Consider the following 14,618-nt stretch of genomic DNA (forward strand, 5'->3'; position numbering starts at 1 on the left):
AGCTATGCTGATCAGGCGGGCGCGTGAAGGGGATGCGCAGGGGATAGCTTATGTACATACTGAGAGTTGGAAAACAACATATCGGGGAATTGTGCCTGACGATTTTTTGGATCATTTGACTATAGAATCAAGATTGCCCCAGTGGGAGAAGACCATTCGTTCTGGCGAAAAGGATCAGATCTTGGTGGTAGCTGAACAGGATGATGGGAACATTGTCGGATTTGCTTGTGGGGGTAAGGAGCGTGAAGGAAAATTACCTTATGATGGAGAGTTGTATGCTATATATTTGCTGAAGGAAGTACAACAAAAGGGGATAGGTCAGCAACTGGCGACACATGTCGTTCATCATCTACAGACCCACAATATGAAACGTTTGATCATATGGGCTTTGGAGCGTAATTCAGCTTGTGGCTTCTATGAAAAGATGGGAGGCACTCCAGTCCAGACACAGTCCCTCCGCTTTGGTGGTCAAGATCTGATCGAAGTTGGCTACGGATGGGAAGACTTGAGCCTCTTTGGAGAGAAGAGCCTGCCCGACTGTTGAAAGACGTCCAGATGGCGAGAGAATAGTGTGGGTTGTATTGTTTCCTTAAGCTTAAAGAATGGAAGAGCTAATTCAGGTCTTCACGTTTGCGTAATTCTGAACAAGGTTAATGATGTATTACACCGTTGTGCAGGTGTGACATTTAATCTTGATCAGGAGGCGTATTCACATGACTTTAATGGACACTGAACATACAACATGGACGAAACAATATATTAATGGCAGCTGGGTAGATGGCTCCGGTGAGAAAACAATGGAGAATATCAATCCTTATTCGGGAGAAGTTATTGCCACATGGCGCTCTTCCAATAAGAAAGACATAGATAAGGCTTATGAGTCAGCTCAGAAAAATTCGGTTGAATGGGCGAAATCATTGCCTGCTGCGAAAGAAGAGGTATTGCGTAAAGTTTCATCCCTGATGGCGGAGCGCAAAGAGGAGATCATTCAACTGTTGATCACGGAATCCGGGAGTACCCGAATCAAATCGGAGGCGGAGTTTGCAGCGGCTAAACGCATTGTGGACGAAGCAGCATCTTTTCCTTATCGCATGAAGGGTGAGATTATCCCGTCCAATACCCCTGGCAAAGAGAACCGTGTGGTTCGTGAGCCGAAGGGAGTGATTGGTGTTATCGGGCCATGGAACTTCCCTTTGCATCTATGCCTGCGATCTGTAGCTCCAGCGATTGCTGTTGGTAATGGTGTAGTGATTAAACCAGCATCGGATACTCCGATTACGGCAGGTTGGCTTATTGCTGATTTGTTTGAACAAGCCGGTCTGCCTGAGGGCGTGCTGAATGTCGTTGCGGGAAGTGGTAGCGAGATCGGGGATTACTTTGTCGCTCATCCGGTTCCCAAAGTAATTTCATTCACGGGTTCCACAGAAGTTGGACAAGGGATCGGTAAACTGGCGGGTGAACATTTAAAAGAAACGGCACTGGAACTTGGCGGCAACAACGCGATGGTTGTGCTTGAAGATGCGGACATTGAACGTGCTGCCGAAGCGGCGGTCTTTGGTAAGTTTCTGCATCAGGGACAGATCTGCATGGCTCTGAATCGTATCATTGTGCATGCCGATATTTACGACCAATTCGTCGAAACATTTGTTGCCAAAACGAAGAATGTTCAGGCAGGTGATCCGGCGGATGTTAACACACTCGTGGGTCCTCTCATTCGGGAAAAAGAGGTAGAACGATTACAGGAGCTTGTGAACAAAGCCAAAGCTGAAGGAGCCCGGTTATTGCTAGGAGGGACCAGTAAAGGCAGTGTGCTGTCTCCTACTGTACTTGCCGATGTTAAACCTGAACAGGATATCGTGCAGCAGGAATTGTTTGGCCCGGTGGCAGTGATCATGAAGGCTCATGATGAGCAGGAAGCTGTACGTTTGGCGAATGATACTCCTTATGGACTTAGTGGTTCCGTATTCACCCAAGATCTGAATCGGGGATATCAGGTTGCCCAGCGCATTGAATCGGGTATGGTGCATGTAAATGATCAGTCTGTGAACGATGAAGCGCATGTGATGTTTGGCGGTGAAAAAGCTTCAGGGATTGGACGTTTCGGTGGGGATTGGGCCATTGAGAAGTTTACACGTACGCGTTGGATCAGCATTCAGCACCAATATCGGGAATATCCGGGAGTGAAATAAGTCGAAAAAGAGTAAATTAGCAGGGGCATTTATGAATGATTAGAGCGGGTTACAAAAAGATCGACAAATCATGCGAAAGTCCGTCTCCAGCTTGGTGGGACGGGCTTTTTGCACAATATTACACCTTGGCAAAATACGGCTTAATATAAGAGTGGAAAAGCTGTTTGGGGCTGACGCTATCTGGTTATTTATGGATACACGGAAGAATCGATCCGTAAATCCAATGGCAAAGGGGCTTTAAATTCATGTCCATTGACCGCTTTATTCTGAGGAAACTGAATACCTGTCAGGAAGAACATACACGTGCCAATTTGGTTCGGCTGTTTGTCATTCGTATTCGTAAAGCCGAGATTGCGGAAGAACATGATGCCGCCTATGTCCTGAGCAAACTGCACTGAGCGATGGCTGATAATAATTGCGATCCGCTGTTAACGTGTATACAACTCAAAAAAGGAAGCTTGTCTATGACGACAGCTTCCTTTTTCATGTCTTGTAATGAATGTGTCTTGGTTGACTCCTTTTAATATAACGATAAAGCAAGGGAGTCGTTTTCACTTCGACTGTGGAGAATGGCTTCTCCATTAACAATCTCAATACTAATTAAAGAATGCAGACATTTTTGAATGGCGCGTTTACCGTTGCTAATTTTATGCTCAAGAGCACTGCTAAGCAATCTTAATGTCTTCTGCATAGGTTGTTTGTTTTCTTGATTAAAATATACAGGGATTGATTTGTTTTGAAAGGTTATTAGGGTTCTCACTTGAAATCACCTCACGGTTGTTATTTCATACAGCTAATATTAAATTCCAATGCTTAAAATTACCTTAAAATCAGCTTATGAAAACATAAAGGTGGGTAATGTTTGAAAAGTGTTCACAATTCAATTGTGAGCGAAGGAATAAAAGTCCTGAAAAACGTAACTTAATTACCATTTAAATGGAACAAAAAACGAGAGTTTTCGTATCCTCGCAATATTTAATTGCATAACTGCCACGAAAGTTCTGAGTCGAATGTACGATATTTTAATATATACGTGGGTCATATGTAACAAAATTACAGGTGGTACATTGCAAACAGGGTGTTTATGTAAGAAAATAGGGTTGATATAACGATTCATTCTCTTTTTTTTGATTTAATCTGACATTAGGACAATTTACATATGAGACCATGGGAGGGATTCGGATGATTCTAACCGTGCATTCCGGCCGCGAGGAAGGAGAATGGTTCGACATCGATGTTCCGGACGAATGTACCATCGAACATTTGAAGACATTACTCGGCGTTCGCATTTTTGGACAGGCACCGGGAGACGGCATTCAGTACATCCTTGAAGCCAAGTTTCCGGAAGGTCTGTGGTTCTCTCCGCAGAACGCACAGCAGTTAATGGAAACAGGGCTGCGACAGGGCAGTTGCGTACGTGTACAGCGGGCTTTTTCAACGACTTCGGAAGAAGCGCCTGTATATGGAAGACGTTCATTGTTTCAGCAGGACAGCAACGAATAGGGCTTTTGAACGTATACATTCATTATTGAACGAACTAAAGGAGGTCTTCTCTTCGTGAATGTGTTATATCAGCGTTCTCCAAGAATGACACCGGTTCTCAAGGAAGAGAGACTCGAAATACTCAGGCCTCCAACAGAACCGAGCAAACCCACGTTTTCCATGATATCCATTATTGTGCCGATCATGATGACCATGGTTAGCATTGGTTTCTACGTATATATCAATATGACCGGCAAAATGGGCAATAGCAATTATATGATGTTTCAGATGATGACGGTCATGATGATGCTTACTTCTTACACCATTCCATTCTTCGTGTATCTGAGCAACAAGAAATCATATCGCAAAAAATTGGAAGAACGAAAAATAATGTATCTTGCCCAATTGGACAAACACCGGGAAGAACTGAAAGAAGCTCAGGCGGAGCAAGTGAAGAGCCTGTACGAAATTCATGGTGATCCGGGTGTGTGTCTTCAAGTGGTGAAGAACCGGAACAGTTCCTTGTGGGAGCGTTCACCAGAGGATGATGATTTCCTTCAGGTGCGCATTGGTACGGGAGAGATTCCATTCCGAATCAAACTTCAGGTTCCGCGGATTGATGGTTACGAGAAGGATGAGCTGATTGAAGCGGCCCATGAACTTGCGGCTGAATTCCAGACGGTACCAGATGCTTCCATTACATTGCCTTTGTTCCAATCGAAGGTTATGGGACTTGTCGGTGATCGGGAGGAAGTGCTTGCTTCCCTGCGAGTCATCATCTCACAACTGACGGTACGCCATTCCCCGGATGAACTGAAGCTTGCTGCTTTCTATGAAGAAAAGGACAGCAAGGAATGGGACTGGCTTCGCTGGATGCCCCATATCTGGGATGAAGACCAAGGACAACGCTATATGGCCGACAGGCACAGCGGTGCGCATCAATTGGCGGACAGCTTGTTTTCCGTGTTGAATCGGCGTCGTAACAATAAGGAAGACCGCTACAAGAAAAGCGTACAAACGCCGTGCTACGTTGTAATTCTCTCCGATACGCAATTAATTGAAGAAGAACCGTTGCTTCCGCTGCTGCTGGAGTCGGCTCACGAGATTGATGTATGCACCATCATACTGGCTAATCGCAAGGAGTCTCTACCGATGCATTGTCAGTTGATCATGGATGCCTCCAAAGGCAAAGGGGTGTATATCAAAAAAACGGAAGATGCGGATGTTATTCAACAAACGTACAAGCCTGATGTGATCTCGAAGGAGATGGCAGAGGCGCTTTCCCGTTATATGTCACCGATCCGGTTGAAGCGGTCATCTGCTTCAGATATCCCGCAAGTGCTTCCGTTATTCGATATGCTGAGTACATCACGCGTGGAAGATCTGGATGTGGTGTCCAGGTGGGGACAGACGAGATATCCTGATACGCTGCCTGTACCAATGGGTGTACGCGCTGGTGGCAAAAAAATTGCGATAAACCTGCATGACAAAATTGAACGTCAGGGTCATGGTCCCCATGGTCTGATTGCAGGTACAACTGGTTCAGGTAAAAGTGAAGTTATCCAGTCCATCGTAGCTTCACTCGCTGCAGAATTCCATCCACATGATCTGGCCTTCATGCTGATTGACTATAAAGGTGGCGGGATGTCCAATACATTTGTTGATCTGCCTCATGTGGTAGGGACAATCACCAATCTGGATGGGAATTTGATCGAGCGGGCGAATATTTCACTTCGTGCCGAACTGGTCAGAAGGCAAAAAATATTAAATGATGCGGGAAACCTCCAGCATATTGATGAATATTACAAGATTCTGCGTTCCAGACATGAACAGCCACTTCCACATCTGGTTATTATCATTGACGAGTTTGCTCAATTGAAGCGGGACCAGCCGGAGTTCATGGATGAATTGATCAGTATCGCGGCCATTGGCCGGACACTTGGGGTTCATCTAATTCTGGCAACCCAAAAGCCAGCCGGTGTTGTGGACGATAAAATATGGAGTAATTCGCGCTTCCGGATCTGCCTTCGCGTACAGAGTGAGGGAGATAGCAGGGATATGATCAAGATTCCAAATGCTGCCTGGATTACAAAGCCTGGTCGTGGATATTTCCAGGTTGGTAGTGATGAAGTGTTTGAAGAAATGCAATTCGCTTGGAGTGGTGCACCGTATAACCAGCAGGAGGATTCAACAACGGTATTGCCTGTTATGGAAGTGCGCCTGAACGGTAAGCGGGAGCCTCTGTTAACTGGAGAGCGCAGAGCCGTTCTCAAAGGTGAAGATGTTCCGAAACAGCTTCAGGTATTTATTGATTATGTTGCGCAGTCTGCAGCGGATGCGGGTATCCGTCGTTTGCCAGGACCATGGTTGCCACCTTTACCAGAGACACTGGAATGGGAAGGTCTTCAGGAATGGCAGGAAGAAGAGAATCGGGATCTGCTGCTTGATGGCGGAGCGAGTGGTCTGAAACCACTGGTTGGTTTGCTGGATGATCTCCCTAATCAGCGCCAACAACCGCTCGCATTGCCTGTGGATCAAGGCCATCTGGTCGTGTACGGTATGCCAGGACTGGGCAAAACAACATTTGTTCAGACCTTGCTTATGTCTCTGGCCCGTTCCCACAGAACTGAGCCCTGGCATGGTTACATTATCGATATGGGTCGCATGATGAAGGACTTTGCAACACTACCTCAGATCGGTGGCGTGATGATGGCTGAAGAGGAAGACCGGATCAAGCGGTTATTCCGCTATATTCTCAAGCTGTCAGCACAACGCAAAGATATCATCTCGGAGGCGGGGGTTAAAACGATTTCGGCCTACCGCCGGACAGCTCATGCGGCTGTCCCGCAGGTTGTGGTCGTTATTGATGGTTATCTTTCATTCCGCAATGCCTATCCGGAAGAAAATGAACTTCTGGAGACGATCCTGCGTGAAGGCGGAAGTTTGGGTATCACTTTTGTGCTTACTGCGAATCGGGTAACCGATGTATTTGAAAAATTCAGAAGCAATATTCCCAATGCGGTTTCATTTGAGTTATCCGATCCAAGCGATTATTATTATGCCGTGGGAAGACCTTCCAAGGCACCAAGCCAACTTCCGCCAGGAAGAGGCCTGGTCAAAGGGCAAGTGCCTCCATTAATGTTCCAGGCGGCATTACCTTCTTCAGGGGCAGATGAGGGCAAGCGTTCATCGGCACTGCGCCGTACGATTGCTGAGATTCGCCAAGGCTGGACAGGGGAAGAAGCGCCGCAGATTGCTCCACTTCCGGAAGAGATCAAACTGAAGGATCTGCTCATTCGGACAGGATCATATGGTCAGGCTTGGGATACATCGTCTGTAACTGTCCCTGTGGGATTGCTTACGGATGATCTGGAACCATTCGAGCTTAATCTGCGTGAAGGTCCGCATTTCATGGTAACGAGTCCGATGGAAGGCGGCAAAACGACATTTTTATTGACATGGATGTTATCACTGGCTTATCATGCTTCTCCGGAAGATGTGCAAATATACACAGTAGATATGCGTTATGGCTCAGGTGGGCTGGGGGAAATCAGCAGTTTGCCCCATGTCCGTGGACATGTATCGCGAGAAGAACAGCTTGCACCTGTCATTCAACAGTTGTACGATGAAGTTCTGAAAAGAGGCGAGATTTCCGGTGGACCGGAACTTGTGCTCGTCATCGACGATGCGGACACCTTGTCCAAGCAGCTAAACGATTTTAATGTGAAAGATCAATTGGGAGCGATTGTTCGTCAAGGAAGGGATCGCGGTGTACACGTGATTCTATCCGGAGTTCCGGCAGACTTCCCAACCTTTGGTTCTGACTGGGTAACGGATGTGAAGGCTTCCCAGAGTGGAATGCTGTTCGGGACTTTAGACCCTAACGATCTCTCGTTCTTCCGTATACCTTATTCCGAATCTGGAGGTAGTTCAGGTGGGCTGAAGGTACTGCCTCCGGGTCAAGGTTATTATGTAAAACGTAAATATTCCAGGGTTAAAGGTGCAGTTCCATGTGATGACAGCTGGAAAATGACCGATTGGATTTCTGAAATTCGTGACCGATGGCATGTTGTAGTTTGAGGGGAGGTGGCTCATAATGTTGACGGTTCATGATTCTAAGCAAAAGGTAGTCACGTTGCAAACAAAGGAACTTTTTTTCCTGGCTGGTATTCTCGGTTCAGACCGACTGCTTGGTGTGGAAGATCCGTTTCGCGGCTATATGGCGGAGGATATCGCGATGGAGTGGGAGCGTGTCAAAACCTCCCTGCTTGACAAAGGATATCTGATTCGGGATCAGGATACCGATGAGCTGATCATGACACCGACCGTTTTCTCCAGGGTAGCCATTGCCGGATTGTCCGACAGAGCTTGTTGGATTCGCTACACGATCAACGGCAAGTCGTATGAGAGTTATATCCATTGCACGGATGAGCGGGTCGTTGAAGTTTCCCGTGTTGACGACGTACCGGACTCGTTCCGGCTCAGCGATCTGGGAAGTGTTCGTGAAGCCATCGATGTTCTGATAGAGCGGATGAAATGGAGCGGCCATTCTCCTGCGGAGAAACCGGCCCTAATGTGCTCCAAGAAAAAATTTTATGATGTCATGAATGAGCTCGAAAACAGCGGAGTACAGACCGTAGCAGCGGAACTCGAACAGGAGACAAGTGATCCTGAGGGCTCACTTGCACTGGCACGCTGTCTGGTGGGTAAGGAGTCAGACGGGGAGCTTAGGTTGCTTGTATGGAATGAAGACGGGTGGAAGTCGCAGTCGGCAGCATTTGTTGCAAGTGCGGTATCCAACTGGTTGTTCCGGATGAGCACTGCGGCTTCAGATGATTGGCTTGTTGCAGCACTAACGACTAGAGAACAGTTTCACGAGATGCTGCTGGACTGGCTTAAACAGCCTGCAGGGGAAGAGGAAAGGTGATGGTAAATGCGCATTCGTGTGGAACCGGATGTGCTTCGGGCACTGAGCAAGCAGATTCAGTATGCAGCGGAGCAAATACAGCAAAAGATGACAGTGTTGGATCAGGCGATTCATTCGCTGGAGTGGGAGGTTGAATCCCGCGCAGCGGTGATGAATGAATGGAATCACAGTAAACGACTGGGCGAGGATGCGCTGCGTCGATTAATGGACTTAAGCGTACAGCTGGGACGCAAAGCGTTGTTATTCCAGCAGGCAGACATGGAGTATCGTTCCGTGCTGAGTCATGTGAACACAGCCTATGGTAATGCGGTCAATATGCTGAATGTTCTTCAGAACAATCGTACAGGAGAAATCATGCCTGCACATTCTGCAACTGTAGCTGTAGTATCCGATCCCCTTTCCGCAATGGCGGCCGTATATCGTGTACAGGATGCCGCTCCGCCTGATGGCTCCCCGGCTACACTGGTGCAGGCTATGCAGCCTGAGCCTGTAGCATGGAGATTCACAGATCCTTCCTTTCGGGGAAGAAGAGGGACCGAGCCTGTTGTTTCCTGAACAGGGTGATTAAAAGTAACAGCAGAAAGTGAATATTTTTTTGTAAATAGGCTGTTAGGAGAAGTTTCAAGTGCTGAAAATGGGGTAAATAGGATTAGGTCCTTCGGCTTTTGTCCGATCGATCCTGGTATAGTACAATTTGAACAAGTAAAAATTTAATTGCACAAACCAAGGAGGAATTTACAAATGGCAGGACGTATTTTAGTTACCCCAGAGCAGCTTGATCAGGTTTCCAACCAATTTAAACAAAGCGGTGAGCAAAGTCAGCAAATCGTATCTACATTGACTCAATCCATCACAAGCATGGAAGGACAATGGGAAGGTATGACAAAGCAACGCTTCTTCCAAGAGTTCCAAGAAGCTAGCAAACAAATGCAATCATTCGTTCAAACGCTGAACAGTATCAGCGCTGAACTTACAGCTATTGCTAACAAATTCCGTACAGCTGACCAAGCTCGTTAATCTGCTTTACATAGATCAGGCCGATGTGAAGTCTGAATTCGTCCTGAATTATAGGTGGATAGCAAGCTGAAGATGTACAACTACAGCAAAAACCGGGCGTTTTCACAACACCCGGTTTTTGTTGCAACTATGACACTAGGACAGAGAGAGGGATAAGCATGTCTTTTCAACCAAATCCCGGGGATGAAGTGGTGATTAACGACATTGCCTATACGATTGGGCAACATCCGGCTGCGCCGGGTCTGGCTTATGCCCAAGCCGGGAGGCAGGGGATTGTTTATCAGTTGTTACCCCGAAATGGTTCCATTCATGGGGCTAAAGCACTAAAAGTATTTTTTCCTAAATTCCGTATTCCGGCTATGGTATATCAGTCTGAGCATATGGAGTCTTATAGTGAACTGCCAGGTTTGCAGGTATGCAAGCGTGATGTGCTCACTCCGGAAAGAAACGGAGCGCTCATTGGAAAACATCCCGATCTGTTATATGCGGTGTTGATGCCATGGGTGCAAGGTCAGACCTGGTTCGATGTGATCAGTGATCAGAGACAGTTGACGGCTGAGGAGAGCCTGAAGCTGGCTAGAGCGCTTGCTGGAACAGGTTCGGCTATGGAACAACGTGGACTGGCTCATTGCGATATGTCCGCTCCCAATGTAATGATTCCGTTTTTTTCCGAAGTGGAGAACCTGGGGAAGATGTCTGCGGTAGAACTTGTGGATGTCGAGCAGATGTACGGTTCAAAGATGGATCGTCCGGATGCCCTGCTTGCCGGTTCACCCGGTTATGCAGCTCATCGAACAGTGCACAGCGGTTTGTGGAGTTCATATGCTGACCGATTTGCCGGAGCGGTTATCATTGCTGAAATGTTAAGTTGGTCCGACCCTGTGATTGTAGAGAAAGCGTGGGGCGAAAGTTATTTTGATCAGCATGAAATGCAAACGGTGAGTGAACGGTATTATGCCATGCGGGAGTCCCTTGAGAAGCGTTGGGGTTCCAAACTGTCCGATCTGTTCATTCGAGCTTGGGAAAGTCACGATCTGAGCAGTTGTCCAACGTTTGGTGAGTGGTATGTTGCATTGGCTGCGGTAGACGTGGATCAGGCCAATGCAGCGGCTGCTGTGACAGCGGAAGAAGAAGCTGCCAATTCGTCCGAAGCTGATGTGAATCTGAAAAAGAGCTCAGAACCAGTAAGTGAACCGGTGAATACGCAAGACGGGAACCGTCCTCAAACGCCGCACTCTCCCGATCAGGAAGCGGTTGTGAACCGTCTGTTCCTGCAAGCAAGAGCCCTGGAGGATGAAGATAAACCGGCTGCAGCACTGGAAGTGTACCGCTCGCTTTATCATTTTATTCCTCATAACAGCGCGATGCAGATGGAAGTCGAGGCTGCAATTAAGGAACTGGATGCAAAGCTTAATCCAAAAGAAGACACAGACAAACCTGTACCTGTGCCATTCTACAGATCCAAAAAGTTCATGATTTCCTCCGCTGTACTTATTGTATTGCTGGCAGGTGGCGTGCCAACGGTCAAAATACTCGCCGATCAGGCAGAGGTGAAACAGAAAGAACAGCAGGAAGCCACACGACTGGCAGATATCAAAGCTACGGAAGAGGCTGAAGCAGCAAAGGCAGCTGCGCTCAAACAGCAGGAAGAACAAGAGAAACAAAAGGCCGCAGATGCTGCAAAACTGGACGCGGAGGAAAAGAAAAAACTTGCTGAAGCCAAGCAGAAGGCAGCTGAAGCAAAGAAAAAAGAAGAAGAACGTAAGGCGTTACAGGCCAAGTACGACAAACAGGCGAAATATGAGGCCTTTCTGGTGAAGCAGGAACAGCAGAAGAAAGAAGCGGCTAAGAGAGCGGAGCAGGAAAAATACGATAAACAGGCGAAATATGAAGCTTATCTGGTCTGGAAAAAAGAGAATGATGCCAAGCTTGCAAAACAGGAAGCGGAGCGTAAAGCGGCAGCTGAAGTTAAACGTCAACAGGAGATTGCTCAGAAAGCAGCTCTGAAGAAAAAACGTGCTCAGAATGTGGTCACGCTGATTGCTCATTACAATAAAACGTATAACGCGCAAAAAGGCAGAAAAATTGAAAATGCGGAAGCATATGCCCGTGATTTCAAAAATCTTTACAATACCGATGCTTCCTATTTCAAAGGTGTTGGCAAAGTAGCCGCTCGAATGAGTGCCATTAACAAATTCCTGAGCAACAACAGTTACAAGTTGCCCAACTTATAAATAACGTGAATGATGGAGGTGACTCACCCTAGATGAACTACACGATTCAAGCATCACAGCGTACACCTGCACTTATTATATATTTAATTGATATTAGCGCCTCCATGAATATGGTTCTGGAAAATCGTCGACGGATTGATGTCGTCTATGATGCCTTATCTCTCGCGATCCGCCAAATGGTGTTTCGGTCTACCAAGGGAAATCGTCTGACACCTCGCTATCGTATAGCCATATTGGCTTACAGCGATGATGTATATGACTTGTTGAACGGAATCAAAGGAATTGACGAGATCGCTGCCGTTGGTTCTTTGCCTGACCTGACACCGAGACGGTTTTCAGATTCTGCGAAGGCTTTCCTGCAGGCGGAAAAGATTCTACAGGCCGAAATTCCGAATATGCAGGATTGTCCTGCGCCACTTGTATGCCACATGACCGACGGGGTGGCTACAGGTGAAGATCCCGAGCCGATTGCCAAAAGAATCATGGGCATGAGTGTGCCGGACGGCAATGTGTTGGTCGAGAATATTTTTATATCGGATCATCTGCTGGAAGGGCCAATTGCTGAACCTCGAAGATGGAAGGGAATCTCTTCGGAAACGAATCTACAGGATGAGCATGGAGAGAAGCTGCGGAATATGTCATCCGTTCTGCCCGAAAGTTATCGGGAAATGCTTGTTGAAGCTGATTATTTGCTTGCACCCGGTGCACTCATGATGCTGCCAGGTACATGTGCAGAATTGGTATCAATCGGGTTCCAGATGTCCGCTGCTACGCCTGTGAGATAGGAGGGGAATCATGAGAGCGATGCGTTTGGCAACATTGTCTGCTGGAGATAAGGGGGGCCATGCTGAGCAACGGCATGGCAACTTTCGCTATGTGAGTGTACAGACCGGGGAACAGCCGCTAACTCGCTATCAAGGCACATTCAAGTGCAGATATGGTTATGGCAGAGCGGCTGAGACGGTACATCAGGGAGATACCGGACAGGACTTTGCTGCGGTACGTATGAAAGGGAATATCTGCAATTTTGTTTTGTGTGATGGCGTAGGCATGAGTTACCTGGGCGATTTTGCAGCGCGTTTTCTAGGGAATGCTCTGTTGGATTGGTTGGAAACGACGCAACACACAACGGTAGAGGGTGTTGAGCGTCTTCTCCATGATCTTACCCTTCCCGCATCGGAGCAATTGGAGAAATTACAGCCACTGGAAAGTTCCCCTTTGTTGCTGCGTGAAGTGTTGATGGAAAAGCGAAGTCGGGGCAGTCAGGCCATGTATGTGTGTGGGCGGATCGAGCTCACGGGAGGCGGCCGCAAAAGCCGGGTATGGCTTGCATGGCAAGGAGATTCCCGTATTCGCCTGTGGCGTAATGGTCAGGAACAGTCTGAATTATTTCAGACTCACTGCAAGACAAATGAGCGTTGGTCTACACTTGAAGGACCAGTTGGTGGTAAGCCGCACATCTGCGAGATGAAAGGGTCCGCAGGAGATTCACTGCGTCTTCAGTTATATACGGATGGACTGAACGATCTGGATGCCATTCAAGCCTATGTCCCGGATGAACACATTCAGGTATTGCTGGATGCGACACATACCGGCGGTCTTGAAGATGATGCCGCTTTCATTGAGCTGGAATGGTGAGTGCGGGATATCAAGTTGTGGATCGATCCGGATGAAGCTGTGACAGCGGCGAAGATCAACTGTGAAAAAACTTGTTGGTGTTGATTTAAAAGACACTCTTTTTGGGTAATCTTGTGAAGAATTGGCTTTCACGATGAGTATGAACGTACATTCTTACATAATTGCTAAAATGAAGGAGTGGAATGGATAATGACACAACATAACGGCAAGTCACGGTTCCAAGGCAAGGTTGCGATTATTACCGGAGCAGGCTCCGGAATTGGGAAGGCCACTGCGGTCAAGCTGGCTAAAGAGGGTGCACATGTTGCATTGTTTGATCTGGTGAATGATCGGATCTCGGAAACGGAAGCAGAGATTAATGCGCTGCACCCCGGTGCGGCAAGAGCATTTGATGTAGACATTTCCGACCCGGCACGTGTGGAAAAGGCTGTACTGGAAACCGTTGAGTTATTCGGCGGTTTGGATATTGTTTTTGCCAATGCGGGCATTAACGGTGTATCGGCACCCATTGAGGAAATTCAGGTTGAAGATTGGCAACAGATTATTACGACCAACCTGAATGGTACGTTTTTCACGATTAAATATGCATTGCCTCACGTGAAAAAACGGGGTGGCGGCAGTATTATCATTACGAGTTCCATCAACGGCAATCAACGCTTCTCAAGCTTTGGCATGTCGGCGTACAGCACGTCCAAGGCAGGACAGGTTGCTTTTGCGAAGATGGCTGCGCTTGAGCTGGCGAAGTTCAAGATACGTGTAAACGTGATCTGCCCAGGAGCGATTGCGACAAATATCGATCAAAGTACGGTCAAAACGGATGATCTACAGCAGATCATTATTCCGATGGAGTTCCCGGAAGGACAGCAACCACTTGCGGACGGGCCGGGTCAACCGGAACATGTTGCCGATCTGGTAAGTTTCCTCGCATCGTCCGAATCCAGACATATTACCGGAGCAGAGATCGTCATTGACGGTGCCGAGTCATTGCTCAGCTAAGTGAGTATTCTGGATACATTTCTACTTAGGTGTGTCTTAGGGTGTGTCTGCGATAGTCGTTCCTCTGGAACGGCTTTTTTTGTTATAATGCTAACATTCGAATAGAGATACTGAAGAGCAGTAGGGTACATTCAT

The 14,618-nt window shown here is 47.4% G+C and carries 13 protein-coding genes; 12 read left to right on the forward strand and 1 reads right to left on the reverse strand.

The features are described from left to right. The first annotated feature begins 4 nt into the window (after positions 1-4). From MKY95_RS12645 to MKY95_RS12655, 3 genes are all read left to right on the forward strand, one after another. Positions 5-544 (forward strand): GNAT family N-acetyltransferase, encoded by a 540-nt coding sequence (locus MKY95_RS12645; protein ID WP_036609432.1) that lies wholly within the window; start codon positions 5-7, stop codon positions 542-544. A gap of 169 nt (positions 545-713) precedes the next feature. Beyond that, positions 714-2,189, forward strand: coding sequence for an aldehyde dehydrogenase family protein (locus MKY95_RS12650; protein WP_076326805.1), 1,476 nt, complete (start codon positions 714-716; stop codon positions 2,187-2,189). 245 nt (positions 2,190-2,434) lie between these two features. Beyond that, positions 2,435-2,587: a hypothetical protein gene (locus MKY95_RS12655; protein ID WP_164783094.1), complete on the forward strand. Its 153-nt coding sequence runs from the start codon at positions 2,435-2,437 to the stop codon at positions 2,585-2,587. Positions 2,588-2,709: 122 nt separating this feature from the next. Here MKY95_RS12655 and MKY95_RS12660 read toward each other — a convergent pair whose 3' ends face one another. Continuing rightward, positions 2,710-2,949: a hypothetical protein gene (locus MKY95_RS12660; protein WP_074094612.1), complete on the reverse strand. Its 240-nt coding sequence runs from the start codon at positions 2,947-2,949 to the stop codon at positions 2,710-2,712. A gap of 422 nt (positions 2,950-3,371) precedes the next feature. Here MKY95_RS12660 and MKY95_RS12665 point away from each other — a divergent pair, with 422 nt between their 5' ends. The 9 genes from MKY95_RS12665 to MKY95_RS12705 all read left to right on the forward strand — a co-directional run bounded on the left by MKY95_RS12665 (position 3,372) and on the right by MKY95_RS12705 (position 14,483). Beyond that, positions 3,372-3,692 carry a hypothetical protein gene (locus MKY95_RS12665; RefSeq protein WP_036609203.1) on the forward strand — a complete coding sequence of 107 codons (321 nt, stop codon included), beginning with the start codon at positions 3,372-3,374 and terminating at the stop codon, positions 3,690-3,692. 54 nt (positions 3,693-3,746) lie between these two features. Next, a complete protein-coding gene (gene essC / locus MKY95_RS12670; protein WP_036609200.1) occupies positions 3,747-7,751 on the forward strand; it encodes a type VII secretion protein EssC in 4,005 nt (1,334 codons plus the stop codon). Positions 7,752-7,767: 16 nt separating this feature from the next. Beyond that, positions 7,768-8,598 (forward strand): hypothetical protein, encoded by an 831-nt coding sequence (locus MKY95_RS12675; RefSeq protein ID WP_036609198.1) that lies wholly within the window; start codon positions 7,768-7,770, stop codon positions 8,596-8,598. A 6-nt stretch (positions 8,599-8,604) separates the two neighbouring features. After that, entirely contained in the window at positions 8,605-9,153 is a 549-nt protein-coding gene (locus MKY95_RS12680) for a WXG100 family type VII secretion target (RefSeq protein WP_017689072.1), read from the forward strand. Positions 9,154-9,339: 186 nt separating this feature from the next. Next, the gene (locus MKY95_RS12685) at positions 9,340-9,615 is read left to right on the forward strand and encodes a WXG100 family type VII secretion target (protein WP_017689071.1); all 276 of its coding nucleotides are present in this window, start codon (positions 9,340-9,342) and stop codon (positions 9,613-9,615) included. Positions 9,616-9,773: 158 nt separating this feature from the next. Further along, on the forward strand, positions 9,774-11,849 hold the full coding sequence (locus MKY95_RS12690) for a membrane protein (RefSeq protein WP_036609196.1): 2,076 nt from the start codon (positions 9,774-9,776) through the stop codon (positions 11,847-11,849). A 32-nt stretch (positions 11,850-11,881) separates the two neighbouring features. Next, positions 11,882-12,634: a vWA domain-containing protein gene (locus MKY95_RS12695; protein WP_017689069.1), complete on the forward strand. Its 753-nt coding sequence runs from the start codon at positions 11,882-11,884 to the stop codon at positions 12,632-12,634. Positions 12,635-12,644: 10 nt separating this feature from the next. Continuing rightward, complete coding sequence (locus MKY95_RS12700) at positions 12,645-13,487, forward strand: protein phosphatase 2C domain-containing protein (RefSeq protein ID WP_036609194.1); 843 nt, start codon at positions 12,645-12,647, stop codon at positions 13,485-13,487. A gap of 189 nt (positions 13,488-13,676) precedes the next feature. Next, positions 13,677-14,483: an SDR family NAD(P)-dependent oxidoreductase gene (locus MKY95_RS12705; protein WP_017689067.1), complete on the forward strand. Its 807-nt coding sequence runs from the start codon at positions 13,677-13,679 to the stop codon at positions 14,481-14,483. Positions 14,484-14,618: the final 135 nt, after the last annotated feature.

This window comes from Paenibacillus sp. FSL P4-0176 (assembly GCF_037975265.1).
In the GTDB taxonomy this organism is placed as follows: Bacteria; Bacillota; Bacilli; order Paenibacillales; family Paenibacillaceae; genus Paenibacillus; species Paenibacillus amylolyticus.